This is a genomic window from Pseudohalioglobus sediminis, from assembly GCF_008370495.1.
In the GTDB taxonomy this organism is placed as follows: Bacteria; Pseudomonadota; Gammaproteobacteria; order Pseudomonadales; family Halieaceae; genus Halioglobus.
In genome coordinates this window covers 13,736-29,397 of record NZ_VTUX01000010.1, presented here as the reverse complement: position 1 = coordinate 29,397, position 15,662 = coordinate 13,736, and the positions used below count along the sequence as shown (strand labels likewise).

Annotated in this window: 12 protein-coding genes; 9 read left to right on the top strand and 3 right to left on the bottom strand. The window is 60.4% G+C overall.

What is annotated here, in order from left to right:
• The first annotated feature begins 2 nt into the window (after positions 1 to 2).
• From ileS to F0M18_RS17740, 5 genes are all read left to right on the top strand, one after another.
• Complete coding sequence (gene ileS, locus F0M18_RS17760) at positions 3 to 2,807, top strand: isoleucine--tRNA ligase (protein WP_149612814.1); 2,805 nt, start codon at positions 3 to 5, stop codon at positions 2,805 to 2,807.
• Complete coding sequence (gene lspA / locus F0M18_RS17755; protein ID WP_149612813.1) at positions 2,776 to 3,288, top strand: signal peptidase II; 513 nt, start codon at positions 2,776 to 2,778, stop codon at positions 3,286 to 3,288. Before ileS ends, lspA begins: the two co-directional genes overlap by 32 nt.
• Positions 3,281 to 3,736 (top strand): FKBP-type peptidyl-prolyl cis-trans isomerase, encoded by a 456-nt coding sequence (locus tag F0M18_RS17750; protein WP_149612812.1) that lies wholly within the window; start codon positions 3,281 to 3,283, stop codon positions 3,734 to 3,736. Before lspA ends, F0M18_RS17750 begins: the two co-directional genes overlap by 8 nt.
• Positions 3,736 to 4,686, top strand: coding sequence for a 4-hydroxy-3-methylbut-2-enyl diphosphate reductase (gene ispH / locus F0M18_RS17745; protein ID WP_149612811.1), 951 nt, complete (start codon positions 3,736 to 3,738; stop codon positions 4,684 to 4,686). The genes F0M18_RS17750 and ispH overlap by 1 nt, the downstream gene beginning before the upstream one ends.
• Before the next feature lie 102 nt (positions 4,687 to 4,788).
• Complete coding sequence (locus tag F0M18_RS17740) at positions 4,789 to 5,355, top strand: GspH/FimT family pseudopilin (protein ID WP_149612810.1); 567 nt, start codon at positions 4,789 to 4,791, stop codon at positions 5,353 to 5,355.
• Between the two features lie 3 nt (positions 5,356 to 5,358).
• On the opposite strand, the gene F0M18_RS17735 is transcribed toward F0M18_RS17740, so the two are convergent.
• Together F0M18_RS17735 and F0M18_RS17730 are read right to left on the bottom strand one after the other, a co-directional pair.
• A complete protein-coding gene (locus F0M18_RS17735; protein ID WP_149612809.1) occupies positions 5,359 to 6,738 on the bottom strand; it encodes a sigma-54-dependent transcriptional regulator in 1,380 nt (459 codons plus the stop codon).
• On the bottom strand, positions 6,739 to 8,355 hold the full coding sequence (locus F0M18_RS17730; RefSeq protein WP_149612808.1) for a sensor histidine kinase: 1,617 nt from the start codon (positions 8,353 to 8,355) through the stop codon (positions 6,739 to 6,741). It abuts the gene before it with no gap.
• A gap of 170 nt (positions 8,356 to 8,525) precedes the next feature.
• On the opposite strand from F0M18_RS17730, the gene F0M18_RS17725 reads away from it, so the two are divergent.
• Complete coding sequence (locus tag F0M18_RS17725) at positions 8,526 to 10,157, top strand: NAD+ synthase (protein WP_149612807.1); 1,632 nt, start codon at positions 8,526 to 8,528, stop codon at positions 10,155 to 10,157.
• A gap of 117 nt (positions 10,158 to 10,274) precedes the next feature.
• Here F0M18_RS17725 and F0M18_RS17720 read toward each other — a convergent pair whose 3' ends face one another.
• Positions 10,275 to 11,141 (bottom strand): outer membrane protein assembly factor BamD, encoded by an 867-nt coding sequence (locus F0M18_RS17720; RefSeq protein WP_262500987.1) that lies wholly within the window; start codon positions 11,139 to 11,141, stop codon positions 10,275 to 10,277.
• 101 nt (positions 11,142 to 11,242) lie between these two features.
• On the opposite strand from F0M18_RS17720, the gene rluD reads away from it, so the two are divergent.
• From rluD to clpB, 3 genes are all read left to right on the top strand, one after another.
• On the top strand, positions 11,243 to 12,223 hold the full coding sequence (gene rluD / locus F0M18_RS17715; protein WP_149612805.1) for a 23S rRNA pseudouridine(1911/1915/1917) synthase RluD: 981 nt from the start codon (positions 11,243 to 11,245) through the stop codon (positions 12,221 to 12,223).
• Complete coding sequence (gene pgeF / locus F0M18_RS17710) at positions 12,207 to 12,950, top strand: peptidoglycan editing factor PgeF (RefSeq protein WP_149612804.1); 744 nt, start codon at positions 12,207 to 12,209, stop codon at positions 12,948 to 12,950. The genes rluD and pgeF overlap by 17 nt, the downstream gene beginning before the upstream one ends.
• Before the next feature lie 100 nt (positions 12,951 to 13,050).
• Positions 13,051 to 15,621, top strand: a complete 2,571-nt coding sequence (gene clpB / locus F0M18_RS17705) for an ATP-dependent chaperone ClpB (protein ID WP_149612803.1) — start codon at positions 13,051 to 13,053, stop codon at positions 15,619 to 15,621.
• Positions 15,622 to 15,662 lie beyond the last annotated feature (41 nt).

Sequence of the window (15,662 nt, the reverse complement as noted above, 5' to 3'; positions counted from 1 at the left end):
ATATGAGTGACTACAAAGAAACCCTGAACCTGCCGAAGACGGCATTTCCCATGAAAGCCAGCCTGGCGCAGCGCGAGCCCCAGCGGCTCAAGCAGTGGCAGGAAATGGACCTCTACGGCAAGATTCGTGAAACCTTTGCGGGGCGGCCAAAGTTCATCCTGCATGACGGGCCTCCCTATGCCAACGGTGAGCTGCACCTCGGGCACGCGGTCAACAAGGTGCTCAAGGATATTATCGTTAAATCACGTGCCCTGGACGGGTTTGATGCCCCCTATGTGCCGGGCTGGGACTGTCACGGGCTGCCCATTGAGTTGAACGTCGAAAAGAAGGTCGGCAAGCCGGGAGTGAAGGTCAGCGCGGCGGAGTTTCGCCAGAAGTGTCGCGAGTATGCCGCGCGGCAGGTGGATGGCCAGCGCAAGGAATTCATCCGCATGGGCGTCTTCGGTGACTGGTTCAATCCCTACCTGACCATGGATTTCAAGTTCGAGGCTGACATCGTACGCGCGCTTTCGCGTATCGTTGCCAATGGGCATTTGCACAAAGGCTTCAAGCCCGTGCACTGGTGCATGGACTGTGGTTCTGCGTTGGCGGAAGCTGAGGTTGAATACAAGGACAAGCATTCTCCTGCTATCGATGTCGCCTATGTCGCCACCGATGCGGCCGCAATCAACGCTGCCTGCGGTGCGCAATATAGCGGCGAGATAGCCATTCCAATCTGGACCACCACACCCTGGACGCTGCCGGCGAGCATGGCAGTGAGCCTGCATCCCGACCTGGAATACGTATTGATTGAAGGCCAGGGCAGGGCGCTGCTGGTGGCCGCTGAGCTGGCCGAAACCTGCGCCCTCCGTTTTGGCCTGGACGGCGTGCGCTTAATTGGGCGCTGCCGCGGGGCCGCGCTGGAAAACCTGCGTGTTAAGCATCCGTTCCTCAATCGCGACGTGCCCGTTATTCTTGGCGAGCACGTTACCACGGAGGCCGGTACCGGCGCTGTGCATACAGCACCGGCTCACGGCCAGGACGACTTCATAGTGGGCCAGCAGTATGGCCTTGAGGTATACAATCCGGTCGGTGGCAACGGTGTCTACGTAGCGGATACTGAGTACTTCGGTGGCCAGCACGTGATGAAGGCGAACGCGGCGATCTGCGAGCTGCTGCAGCAGCGCGGCGTACTGCTGCACCATGAAGACTACGAGCACTCCTACCCGCATTGCTGGCGGCATAAAACACCGATTATTTTTCGCGCCACGCCGCAATGGTTTATCAGCATGAAGCAGGGCGGCCTGCTGGAGCAGGCGCTGGCCGAGGTCCGCGAGGTGCAGTGGCTGCCCGAATGGGGCCAGGCGCGAATCGAGAGTATGCTCGCCGACAGGCCCGACTGGTGTATTTCCCGGCAGCGAACCTGGGGTTCACCCATCGCCTTGTTTGTGCACAAGTCCACAGGCGAATTGCACCCCGACACAGTGGCGCTGATGGAGCAGGTGGCACAGCGCATGGAAGAAAAAGGTATTGATGCCTGGTTCGATCTGGATGCTGCCGAGCTGCTCGGGGACGACGCGGCGCAGTATGAGAAAGTTACGGACACCCTGGATGTGTGGTTCGATTCCGGGGTAACGCACGCCTGTGTGCTGGAGCGTCGCCCGGAGCTGCAAAAACCTGCTGACATATATCTGGAGGGCTCTGACCAGCACCGCGGATGGTTTCAATCATCCCTGCTGACCGGCGTGGCCATGGACAAGGCTGCCCCCTATCGCAGTGTGTTGACCCACGGTTTCACGGTAGACAGTGACGGGCGCAAGATGTCCAAGTCCATCGGCAATATCATAGCGCCGAAGACCGTGATGAATGACCTTGGTGCTGACATCCTCCGCCTCTGGGTGGCCGCTACCGATTACCGGGGTGAGTTGACCTGTTCGGACGAAATCTTCAAGCGCACCGCCGATTCCTATCGCAGAATACGTAATACCGCGCGCTTCCTGCTTTCCAACCTCAACGGTTTTGACCCCTCCATGGACGCATTGCCGACGGACGATATGTTGTCCCTGGACCGCTGGGCGATGGACCGCGCCGCGAGCCTGCAGCAGGAGCTCGCCGCAGACTATGCGGCTTACCAGTTCCACCTGATCTACCAGAAGCTGCACAATTTCTGCGCCGGCGACCTGGGTGGGTTTTACCTGGACGTTATCAAGGATCGCCAGTACACCACACAGGCAGATTCCGTGCCCCGGCGCAGCGCGCAGACCGCGATGTACCACATTGCAGAGGCCCTGGTGCGCTGGATAGCGCCGATACTGAGCTTTACCGCCGAGGAAATCTGGGAGAATCTGCCGGGCGAACGCGGCGCATCCGTATTCCTCGAACAGTGGTATGACAGCCTGGAGCCAATTGCCGAAGACGATCCCATGGGGCGCGACTTCTGGCAACAGATGATGGCGGTGCGCACGGCTGTAAACAAGGAGATGGAGGCGCGCCGTGCAGCCGGTGAGCTCCGCGGTTCCCTGGATGCAGTGGTCACTCTCTACGCGGAACCGGCTCTCCTTGCCCGGCTCGACGCGTTGGGTGACGAACTGCGATTTGTCCTGATCACTTCCGGGGCCAGCATCGTGCCGCTGGCACAGGCCGATAGCGATGCCGCGGAAACAGATATTGCCGGATTGCGCCTGCGAGTAGAGGTTGCCAGCGCCGAGAAGTGTGAGCGTTGCTGGCACCGTCGCGAAGAGGTGGGCAGGATCGAGGCGCACCCCACGATCTGTGCGCGTTGCGAAGAAAACGTTTATGGCCAGGGCGAGCAGCGTCACTTTGCGTAACGGTCTGCAAGCCTGGCCCTGGTACCTGCTGGCCCTCATTGTGGTGCTGCTGGACCAGTACACCAAGTGGCTGGCCACGGCATACCTGGATTATGGTCGGCCGCTGGAGGTGTTCAGCTGGTTTAATCTGACCCTGCAGCATAATACCGGTGCCGCCTTCAGCTTTCTCAGCAACGCCGGTGGTTGGCAGCGATGGTTCTTCACTGCCGTGGCCGTGATTATCAGCACCGGGCTGATAGTATGGCTGTACATGGCAAGGCGCGGCCACTGGTTGCTGGCGCTGGCGCTGGGGTTGATACTTGGCGGGGCCATCGGCAATTTATGGGACCGGGTGGCGCTCGGCTACGTGGTGGATTTCATATCCGTCCACTACGGTGGCTGGTACTTTCCCGCCTTCAACATCGCGGATTCCGCGATTACGGTCGGTGCCGGTTGTATGCTGTTAGACGGGTTCATCCATCGGGAAGAGAGTGATGACTGATTTCAAAGTGCCGGTATCAGAAGGTACCCGCGTGTTCCTGAATTTCTCTGTGAGTCTCGAGGATGGTTCCGAAGTGGACTCGAACTTCGGCGGCGATCCGGTAGAATTCAGCGTGGGTGACGGCTCACTGCTGCCTGGCTTTGAGCGCAGGATGTTCGGCATGGGCGCTGGCGATCGCAAGGTGTTCCAGGTGCCGCCGGAGGATGCATTCGGGCAACCCAATGAGAACAACGTGCAGCGGCTGCCGCGCGATCAGTTTGATGACGATGTGGAACTCGAGATCGGCCTCGTTTTTTCCTTCGCGGACGCCGCGGGCGGTGAGTTGCCGGGGATGGTCATTGCTTTTGATGACGAGGAGGTGACAGTGGACTTTAACCACCCGCTGGCCGGGCGCACCATCCTGTTTGATGTGCAGGTTCACCGGGTAGAGCCCGCGGAGTTGCATTGATGGAGATCCAGTTAGCCAATCCGCGCGGATTCTGTGCCGGTGTGGACAGGGCCATTGATATCGTGAACCGGGCGCTGGAGGTATTCGGTGCGCCGATATATGTGCGCCATGAGGTGGTACACAATAAATTTGTGGTCGATGACCTGCGCTCCCGCGGGGCGATTTTTGTCGACCAACTCGAAGAAGTACCCGACGATTGCATCGTCATATTCAGTGCTCACGGGGTGTCGCAGGCGGTGCGCAGCGAGGCGGCTCGACGTCAGCTGAAGGTGTTCGACGCAACCTGTCCCCTGGTTACCAAAGTGCATATGGAAGTGGCCAGTTTCAGTAGCGAAGGCCGCGAGTGTGTGCTCATAGGTCATGCCGGCCACCCCGAGGTAGAGGGCACCATGGGGCAGTATGATCATTCTGCCGGCGGCGAGATTTACCTGGTGGAAGATGAGCAGCAGGCCTCGGCGCTTCAGGTGCAGGACCCCGACCGGCTTTCCTATGTTACGCAGACCACACTGTCGATGGACGATACCGCCAGGGTGATTGAAGCATTGCGCGATCGCTTCCCTGCTATCCAGGGGCCGCGCAAGGACGATATCTGCTACGCCACGCAGAACCGTCAGGATGCGGTGAAACAGCTGGCGGCGCGCTGTGACCTGATGCTGGTGGTCGGATCACCGAATTCATCCAATTCCAACCGCCTGCGTGAACTAGCTGAACGCATGGGAGCCGAGGCGCACCTGCTGGATGGCGCACAGGATATTGATCCAGCGTGGTTGCAGGGCAAGCAGCGCATCGGCGTGACAGCCGGCGCGTCGGCGCCGGAAGTACTGGTGCAGGAGGTGATTGACGGTTTGCGCTCGCATGGTGCAGAGGCTCCTGTGGAGGTGGCTGGCCGCCCTGAGAATGTCACCTTTTCCCTGCCAAAAGAGCTGCGGATCGAAGTAAAGAACCTCTAGCCACGCTCTTCGCTCATCACTCCCGGCTAGAGTTCACCGTATTCAACCAGCCGCTGGCCTCACCGCGCAGCCCCACTATGCTGTGTGCACGGAGAGGTGCACATGTCTGATAAGAGAACAGGTCGCCAGGCAGCGGGCTTCAGTCTCCTGGAGCTGATCGTGGTGGTGTCTATCGTCGTTGTCACGGCAACTTTTGCGGTGCCGGGCTTCAGTTACCTGCTGGAGTCTACGCGTATTCGCACGGCGGCCGTTCGCCTGATGCATGACATCGTGCTGGCACGCAGCGAGGCCATCAAGCGAAATCGACAGGTAGTCTTGTGCCCCACGGACCACGCCCAGGGCGCGGCGCCCGTTTGCGGCGGAGTGCTGGCAGCTGGCTGGCTGGTTTTTGAGGACAGCGATTTTGACGGCACGCTCGATGATGGTGAGGCGGTTCTGCACGCTGGCAGCGGATTGCCAGATCAGCTCAGCCTGACCAATCGCAGTGCCAGGAAAGTGGTAGTCCAGCCGCTGCGGTTTCGCCCGGATGGTAGCTCGCCAGGCAACAAAACCCTCATGGTGTGTTCCCGGGTTGAACCGCGGGCGACGTCCTGGAGCGTGGTCATGAACCTGGTCGGGCGCCCACGCCTGGCGCGTGACTGGGGAGTGTGCCCGGCCGGGGCAGGCTGATAATCAGTCCTCGAGCTGCAGTTTTTTCAGGCGATAGCGCAGGCTGCGAAAGCTGATGCCCAGCAACTTGGCGGTGGCGGTTTTGTTCCAGCGCGACTCCTCAAGGGCCCGGCTGAGGATCTGGCGCTCTATGTCTTCCAGATACCCCTCCAGATCGCCGTAAGCTTCCTCCACTGACCAGGTCTGCATACCCTCGCGATCAGATTTTCGGGTGCGCGCCGCCGGGTTACGCGGTGTCATCCGCGAGAACTGCAGGTCGTCGGCGCTGATGGTGCCGCTATCGGCAAGGGCCAGGGAGCGTTCGAGAATATTCTCCAGTTCCCTGACGTTGCCCGGGAAACTGTAGTCCCCCAATGCTTCCAGCGCAGAGTCATCCAGATCCGCCTGCTCGTTGCCGTTGTCGCGAGCAATCCGCTTCAGCAGTGCCCGCGCCAGCAGCGGCAGGTCTTCGGCGCGTTCACGCAGGCTCGGGACGTGCAGGTCTATCACATTGATGCGGTAGAACAGGTCGTCACGAAAACGGCCGGCCTCGACCTCGGCACCCAGGTCCTTGTGGGTGGCGCTCAGCAGTCGCACGTCGGTGGGGATTTCTTCGCTTCCACCCACCGGGCGCACAGCTTTTTCCTGGATGGCGCGCAGCAGTTTCACCTGCATCGGCAGGGGCAGGTCCGCGACTTCATCGAGGAACAGAGTGCCGCCCGCGGCCGCCTGGAACAGCCCCGGCTTGTCCGCGTTGGCGCCAGTGAAGCTGCCTTTCAGGTGGCCGAACAGCTCACTCTCCATCAGGTCGGGGGGGATGGCGCCACAGTTGACGGCGATGAAGTTGCCGGTTGCGCGGGGGCCATTGTTGTGGATCAGTCGGGCCACCACCTCCTTGCCACTGCCGGATTCACCGCGGATATGCACCGGCGCCTGGCTGCGCGCAAGCTTGGCGATCTGTTTGCGCAGCGTGCGGATGGCCGGCGCATCGCCGAGCAGGTCCTGTACCACGGCATTGTCCAGTCGGCTGGTGTCGCCTTCAAGTTGCAGCGCACTGCTAACCAGCTTGCGCAGCGTATCCAGTTCGATGGGTTTGCTGATGAAATCAAAGGCACCGGCCTTCAGTGCGGAGATGGCCGTTTCCACGCTGCCGTGGGCGGTAATCATGGCGACCGGGATTTGCGGGTGCTCCTGCTGGATGTATTCCACCAGGTGAATGCCGTTGCCGTCAGGCAGCCGCATGTCAGTCAGGCATAGGTCGGGGATCACCTCACTGACGGCACTCTGGGCCTCACTGAGGGTGGCGGCGCTGTGCGTCTCCAACCCCATACGGCTGAGAGTGATATCCAGTAATTCACGGATGTCGGGTTCATCGTCGACGATGAGAACACGCTGTGCTGCCATTTAAGTTGCTCGCTGGCTGAGGGAAATCCGAAAACAGCTCTCGCCCTTTTCCGTTGGGCGGTAGCTGAGGCCGGCGTTGTTGATTTCACACAATTCCTTGCACAGGTACAAGCCCATGCCGCTGCCCTCGGCCACTGTGGTGAAAAAGGGTTCGAACAGCTTGCCCTGGTCAGCAACGGGCACACCCGGGCCGTTGTCGATAATGTTGATCAGGGTCTGGTGGCCGATAAAATCCATCTCGACCTTGATGCGCGCACTTTCCCGCGCGGTTTCTTTCTTGCTGTGGCGCAGTGCATTATCCAGCAGGTTGGTCATAACGCGCTGCAGGTTTTCAGGATCGAACTCTACCAGCAGGTCGCTGTATTCACAGTCCAGGGTTATATCTGCCGGCCGGCTCAGTTCCTCCAGGTAGTGTTGCACATAATCGGTAAGCCACTGCTGAAGCTTGATGTACTCAGGTTTCGGTGGCTCGCGTCTTGATATCTGCATCACGCTTTCGACGATCTGGTTCACCCGTTCGGAATGGCTTTGGATGATTTCTGCCATGCGTTTATCCCCCGGCGACAGATCTTCAGATTCCTGCAGCAACTGCGCGGCGTGGCTGATTGCGCCCAGGGGATTGCGGATTTCGTGGGCGATGCTCGCTGTCAAGCGACCCAGGGAGGTCAGCTTGAGGGCCTGGGCATACTGGGTGACCGGCGAATAATCTTCCACGAATACCAGGCTGTCACGCTGGCTGCTGGGCTGTAACTCGCGGAAGTGCGCGATGACCGGCGGGGAGTCGTCACTCACAGCAAACGGCCTCGCCTTGTGTAGCCCGGTATCTTTCCAGTGCTGGAATTGCAGCGCCAACTCAGGGCAGTATTCCGCCAGTTGCCGGCCTTGCTCCATGATCACAGGGCGTTCTGGCACCAGCAGGGTCGAGGCGGACTTGTTCATAACCCTGACCACGCTGTCCGAGTCTACCAGCAGTATACCGGTGTCCATGTGCTGCACGATCTGTTCGTTGAGCCGCTGCAGGTCGTACAGATCACTGGCGCGATTCCTGGCCAGCTCTTCGGCCCTGCCGAGGCGCTGTGCCACCGCCTGCACCATGATCGAAACGATGAAGATAAGCGCACCCAGCAGGCCGGCAGGGAACAGGGCAGAGACGTCCTGTATACCGCGGAATATCAGCCATACTGTGTCACCGAGCAGGGCCAGTGCACTCAGGGCAGCGATCAGCGTCGCCAGGGTGCGGTTCACTATCAGCACTGCGCTGGCGGAAACGGTAATAATCAGCAATACCGGCAGGCCACTGACGACCCCACCGCTGGCATGCGACATGATTGTTATGCTGACAATGTCGAAAACGAACACAGCCAGCATCATGCGTTGATCGAGTCGGAGCGAGAGAAAACCGACCAGCGGAATACTGGTAGCCAGGTGCAGAAGTGCCACAGAGACGTAAAGGGTCGGGTCGAGCACGCCCACCAGTTGGCGTGTGTTCGGGCTGACCAGCATGATGAGCAGCACCACCGATAGCAGGGAACGATAGGCTACATAAATACGGAACAGTGCCTGGTTCTGCTGGCCGCCGGCGGCAGCCGGCCTGGTTAGGATCGCTGGGCGGTTCATGCTGGCTATCAGCCTGTTATCTGATTTCTTTTTTATACACGCCCCGTTGTCATTGCTGCACCCGGGCTCGGTTCATTGTAACAGGCATCGCCCAATTGGGGCTGGCTTATAGCTGTACTTTTGCGGAAAATAGCGCCCTCCCAGCAACTCCGGAACCCCCAGGCGGCAGTATGGCAAGTCTGAATATCCTGATGGCCCAGATAAACACCTTGGTAGGTGACTTCGAGGGCAATACCGACAAGGTTGTCGCCTGTGTGCAGCGGGCAGTGCAGTCCCATCCCTCGCCGGTGGTGGTGTTCCCGGAATTGACCCTGAGCGGCTATCCACCGGAAGACCTGCTGTTGCGGCCCAGCATCGAGTTGCGGGTAGCGCAGTCGCTGGCGAGGCTTTGCGCCGAATTGCCCGCTGAGGCGTGGGCGATCGTCGGCTATCCAAGAACACGCGATGACGGCCTCTACAATGTGGCTGGGGTCATTCACGGTGGTGAAATCGTTGCCGAATACAGCAAGCAGTCACTGCCAAACTACCAGGTGTTCGACGAAAAGCGTTACTTCAAGCCCGGATCCCTGCCCTGTGTCATCGATATCGAGGGCGTCCAGGTCGGTTTGAGTGTGTGCGAGGATATCTGGGAGCCCGGGCCGACCCTCGCCACTGCCCGTGCCGGGGCGCAGCTGCTTATCAACCTGAATTCCTCCCCCTATCACCGCGGCAAGCGCGGCGAGCGCTGGCAACTGGTCGCGGCCAGAGCGACAGAGGCGGGTATCCCGATTGTGTATGTCAACCAGGTGGGCGGGCAGGATGAGCTGGTATTTGACGGCGGTTCATTTGCGGTCACGGCCGGAGGCGATATTGCCGCTGCCGCGCCCAACTTCGAAGAGGGGGATTTCTGGCTGCAATATGATAGCGACCATGCGCAGGCCCCGTTCAGCGGCCTGCAGGTGTACCCGCCGCTGGAGGAAATAGAAGCAGTCTGGCGCGCACTGGTGCTCGGGGTAAGGGATTACGTCAACAAGAACCGCTTCCAGGGCGTGGTCCTCGGCCTGTCCGGCGGCGTTGACTCGGCGCTCACTCTGGCAGTGGCAGTCGATGCCCTGGGCCCGGAACGGGTCGAGGCGGTGATGATGCCGTTCAGGTATACCTCGCAGATGAGCGTGGAAGATGCCGCTGAGCAGTCGGATATCCTCGGCGTCAGCCACAAGGTGATCTCGATTGAGCCGATCTACGAGGCCTTCATGGCAAGCCTGGAAGAGGAATTCGCAGGCACTGAGGTGGATACCACCGAGGAGAATCTGCAGGCACGCTGTCGTGGCGTGCTGCTGATGTCGATCTCCAACAAGAAGGGCTACCTGGTGCTGACCACCGGCAACAAGAGCGAGATGGCAGTAGGCTATTCCACCCTTTATGGCGACATGGCGGGCGGGTTTGATGTGCTCAAGGACGTGCCCAAGACACTGGTTTTCGATCTCTGTCGCTACCGCAACACGCTGGGGCCCTGTATCCCGCAGCGCGTGATCGACCGGCCGCCCTCGGCAGAACTTGCCCCGGACCAGAAAGACGAGGACAGCCTGCCTCCATACGAGGTGCTTGACCAGATTCTGGAAATGTATATCGAGCGGGATATGAGTGCCGAGGCCATTATTGCTACCGGAATGGACCGGCAACAGGTGCAGAAGGTGCTGCGGCTGGTCGATATCAACGAGTACAAGCGTCGCCAGGCGCCAATCGGTGTGCGTATTACCAAGCGCGGTTTCGGACGCGATCGCCGTTATCCCATCACCTCGGGCTGGCGGATTGGCGATTAGGGGGTAGAGCCAGGGCGATGGGTACACATTGCGGAACCCAGCCAACGCTGGCGGCTATTGAGCCCATGCTGCCAGGCTGACGGCTACTACCCTGGCAGAATCCGGGCGCGAAAGCCCCTACAGCTTGGGCCGGGTATCAAACTGCGGTGGTGTGGGCGGGAAGAACAGCCCGAAAGTGAGTTTGTTGATCCAGTTGCGCTGTAGTCCGTCAAGCGTATAGACGCTCTTGAACTCGCCGTTTTTATCAATGTTGGGGTGTTCAGGGTAGTTCAGCGCCAGGGTGTCGATGGCGTCCTGGGCCAGGTCATCGAGCCCGAGCAGGATATAACCCTGCGCCATGACCGCCAGCCCATCCGCAACCGCTGGCGTGCGCTGGAAGTTTTCCACCACGTAACGGCCGCGATTGGCGGCAGCCAGGTAGGCGCCGCGTCGGAAATAGTAGTTGGCAACCAGGATTTCGTGTCGCGCCAGGATATTACGCAAGTGCAGCATTCTCGAGCGCGCATCGGGGGCGTAAGGGCTGTCCGGATAGCGTGTCACCAGCTGGTTGAATTCCGCGAAAGCCTCCTTGGCCTGGCTGGTATCGCGTTCAGCTTCATCCGTGGGCAGGAAGCGAGAGAACAGGTCCTCGTTGGCGGTATAGGCGGCCAGACCTTTCATGTAATAGGCGTAGTCAACGTTCGGATGGGCGGGATGCAGGCGGATGAAGCGGTCTGCCGCTTCCACCGCAGCCTCGCGTTCGTAGCCGTTGTAGTGCGCATAAATCAGCTCCAACTGGGCCTGCTCGGCATAGCGACCGAAGGGGTAGCGTGATTCAAGCAGCTGCAGGCTGCGCACTGCCAGGTCCCAGTTATTGGAGCGCAGGTAGCGTTGCGCCTGCTCATACAGCTGTTGTTCGCCGGTATCGGCGACATCGGGTAATTCATCGTTGCTGGAACAGCCGATCAGGACCAGGCTGAGCAATAAAACGAGCGTGTACTTCAAAATTATCTCACCAATGCCTTGGTGCCGGCGTGCTAACATGCATTCCGGCTGAAAGGCGGCTATTTAACCACAGCCGTGCAGGCGCATAAATAGGAAAAGTGATGAGCGAGCGGATCAAAATGGAGGCGGAAGTGCCTGCTGAACTGGATCATGAGCGGCTGGATCAGGTCGCGGCCAGGCTGTTTCCCGATTTCTCACGTTCACGCCTGCAGGTATGGATCAAGAAAGGCGAGTTACTGGTTGATGGCAAGCAGCTGCGGCCGCGGGACAAGGTTGCCGCCGGTGCCCTCCTGGCGATCCAGGCCGAGCCCGAGCAGGCCGTATCCTGGCAGCCGGAAGATATAGACCTGGATATCCTCTACGAGGACGAGCACATACTGGTGCTCAACAAACCCGCGGGTCTGGTGGTGCACCCGGCGGCGGGGCACGCTGACGGCACGCTGGTCAATGCCCTGTTGGCACACGCGCCACAGATGGCGCAGCTGCCACGTGGGGGCATCGTACACAGGCTGGATATGGAGACATCCGGAATCATGGTCGCGGCCAAGAGCCTGCTGGCGCACCATGACCTGGTGGCGCAGTTACAGGCGCGGACCGTGAAGCGCCAGTACACGGCCGTGTGCATAGGCGTGATGACCGGCGGCGGTACTGTGGATGAACCCATAGGCCGACATCCCCGTCAACGCAAGAAGATGGCGGTGCTCGCGGCCGGCGGCAAGCCGGCGATTACGCATTACCGGGTCATCCGCCGCTTTGGGCACCACACCTGTATCTCGGTAAGCCTCGAGACCGGCCGTACCCACCAGATTCGCGTGCACATGGCCCACCGGCACTACCCTCTGGTGGGAGACCCGGTCTATGGCGGACGGCCGCGCATTCCCAAGGGCGCTTCGGATGAGCTGGTGACGGCGCTGAGGCAATTTCCGCGGCAGGCCCTGCACGCGCAGGCGCTGGGTTTGTTTCACCCGGAGAGCGGTGAAGCAATGGAATTCGAGTGCCCGCTGCCGGCCGACATGCAGCAGTTGCTGGCCACGCTGGAACGTGAAGATCCGGCAAACGAACACGATGCCGCGCTCTACTGACCCCGGTTGCCTCGAGCCCGCATGGTCGATACCGGGCGTTACCGCTTTCACTTCCACGCGCAGTGGCGGTCACAGCGCGCCGCCCTGGGACAGCTTCAACCTCGGTACCCATGTGGGTGACACCCCTGAAAATGTGGCGGCCAATCGCGCGCTGTTGCAGCAACGGCTGCCCGGAGGCGCGCGTGTCCAGTGGCTGGAGCAGGTGCACGGTAACGTCGTGGTCAGGGCGACGGGTGAAGGCGTGCCCAAGGCGGACGCCTGCTGGAGCGAGGCACCCGGTATCGCCTGTACAGTCATGACTGCCGACTGCCTGCCGGTGCTGTTCGCCCGGCGCGACGGGCGGGCCGTGGCGGCAGCGCACGCCGGCTGGCGCGGCTTGTTGTCAGGGGTCCTTGAGAACACCATAGTCGCGATGGCGACACCGCCCGAGCAACTCTGCGCCTGGATGGGGCCGGCAATTGGCCCGCTTGCCTTCGAGGTTGGTGAGGAGGTCCGGCAGGCATTTCTCGCGCGGGGCGGGGATGCGACGGCCTTCACGCCCGGCACTGCAAGCGGGCGCCACATGGCGAATCTCTATGCGCTGGCCCGGCAGCGCCTGCTTGCCTGCGGTGTCAAGCAAATCGCGGGCGGTGAGTATTGCACCTATCGGCAATCCGAGTTGTTTTTCTCCTATCGACGCAACGGCCAGACGGGCCGCATGGCCAGCTTGATCCTCATCAATCCCTGAATCGATTCGCCTTGAATCCTGGGTAAATGGCCTCATATAACCCCTCAGAGAGTATTTACCTGCCCGCCACTGATGCCGGGAGGAAGAGGAGATAGCCCCCATGAGAATGGACAAATTGACCAATCAATTGCAATCAGCACTGGCGGATGCACAGTCCCTGGCGTTGGGCAAAGACCACAACTTTATAGAGCCGGTGCACTTGCTGGGAGCACTGCTGGAGCAGCAGGGCGGCTCGGCGCGGCCCTTGTTGCAGAAGGCGGGTGCCGATGTGAACACACTGCGCGCGGAAGTGCAGGGTGCCATCGACGCCTTGCCGACGGTGAGCGGCACAGAAGGCGATGTGCACGTTTCGCAGGACCTGGCGCGCATTCTCAACGTGACCGACAAACTGGCCCAGCAGGGCGGTGATGCCTACATCTCCAGTGAACTGGTGCTGCTGGCTATGCTGGAAAGCAAGAACAGGGCGGGCGCGCTGCTGAAAGAGTGTGGCGTCACTGCCGCAGCGCTCAAGACCGCAATTGACGAGGTGCGCGGAGGAGAAGCCGTGAACAACCCCGAGGCGGAGGAATCGCGCCAGGCGCTGCAGAAATTCACCATCGACCTGACCGAGCGCGCCGAGCAGGGCAAGCTCGACCCGGTCATCGGCCGTGACGATGAGATTCGGCGCACCATCCAGGTATTGCAGCGGCGTACCAAAAACAACCCGGTGCTGATCGGCGAACCGGGCGTGGGCAAGACAGCGATTATTGAGGGTCTGGCCCAGCGCGTGGTCAACGGCGAGGTCCCGGAAGGCCTTAAAGACAAGCGCATCCTGTCGCTGGACCTGGGCTCGCTGCTGGCAGGCGCCAAGTTCCGTGGCGAATTTGAGGAGCGACTGAAAGCGGTGTTGAACGAACTCTCCAAGGAGGAGGGCCGCATCATCCTGTTCGTCGACGAACTGCACACCATGGTGGGTGCCGGTAAGGCGGAAGGCTCGATGGATGCAGGCAATATGTTGAAGCCGGCGCTGGCCCGGGGCGAGTTGCACTGCGTGGGTGCGACAACCCTTGATGAATACCGTCAATACGTGGAGAAAGACGCGGCCCTTGAGCGCCGGTTCCAGAAGGTCTTGGTAGATGAGCCCAGCGAAGAAGATACCATTGCCATCCTGCGCGGGCTAAAAGAGCGCTATGAGGTGCACCATGGCGTGGACATTACCGACAGCGCCATTATCTCCGCGGCAAAGCTGTCGCAGCGGTACATCACTGATCGGCAACTGCCGGACAAGGCCATTGACCTGATTGACGAGGCAGCGAGCCGTATTCGCATGGAAATCGACTCCAAACCGGAGGCGATGGACAAGCTTGAGCGCCGCCTGATACAGCTGAAAATCGAGCGCGAAGCCATCAAGAAGGATGAGTCGGCCAAGGCGCAGGTGGAACTGCTGGACGAGCAGATTGAAACGGTCGAGCGCGAGTTCTCAGACCTCGAGGAAATCTGGAAAGCGGAGAAGGCATCATTGCAGGGCAGTGCGCAGATCAAGTCGGACCTCGAGCAGGTCAGGATTGAGCTGGAAGCAGCCCGCCGTGCCGGAGACCTGACCAGGATGTCGGAGCTCCAGTATGGGCAGATCCCGGAACTGGAAAAGCAGTTGCAACAGGCCCAGGAAGCGGAGACTGCCGAGCGCACACTGCTGCGTAACAAGGTCACCGAAGAAGAGGTCGCCGAGGTGGTGTCGCGCTGGACAGGCATACCGGTGTCGAAGATGCTGGAGGGTGATCGCGAAAAGTTACTGCGCATGGAAGAGTCGCTGCACTCGCGTGTGGTTGGCCAGGACGAGGCGGTCACTGCTGTTTCCAATGCCGTGCGCCGCTCGCGGGCTGGCTTGTCGGACCCGAACCGACCGAATGGTTCTTTCCTGTTCCTCGGTCCAACCGGTGTCGGCAAAACAGAACTGTGCAAGGCGCTCGCCGAGTTCCTGTTCGACTCCGAGCAGGCCATGGTGCGCATTGATATGTCAGAGTTCATGGAAAAACACTCTGTAGCCCGTTTGATCGGGGCGCCTCCCGGCTATGTAGGCTACGAGGAGGGTGGTTACCTTACCGAGGCTGTGCGCCGCAGGCCCTATTCTTTGCTGTTGCTGGACGAGGTCGAGAAAGCGCACCCGGATGTGTTCAACATCCTGTTGCAGGTGCTTGAGGACGGTCGCCTCACCGATGGCCAGGGCCGCACCGTCGACTTCCGCAATACGGTAGTGGTGATGACGTCTAACCTGGGTTCAGACCGTATCCAGGAAATGGCGGGGGACGAAAACTACGCCGCCATCAAGGCCGCTGTTATGGAGCAGGTAGGCTTGCACTTCCGGCCGGAGTTTATCAACCGGGTAGATGAATCGGTGGTGTTCCACCCGCTGCAGCAAAGCCAGATACGCGGTATTGCGGAGATACAATTGCGTGGCCTGCAGGCGCGGCTGGCAGAGAAAGAGCTCAACCTCGATATCTCCGAGGCGTTTATGGACCACCTGGTCGCAGCTGGTTTCGATCCGGTTTACGGTGCCCGTCCGCTGAAGCGTGCCATTCAGCAGGAACTGGAAAACCCCTTGGCCCAGCGCATCCTTTCGGGCGAGTTCAAACCGGGACAAACCATTTCCGTAGAGCTCGATGGCGAAACGGTGCAGTTCAGCGCGAAGTAACAAGCAGGGCCCCCCGGGGCCCTTTTTTTGTTCCGTGAGCT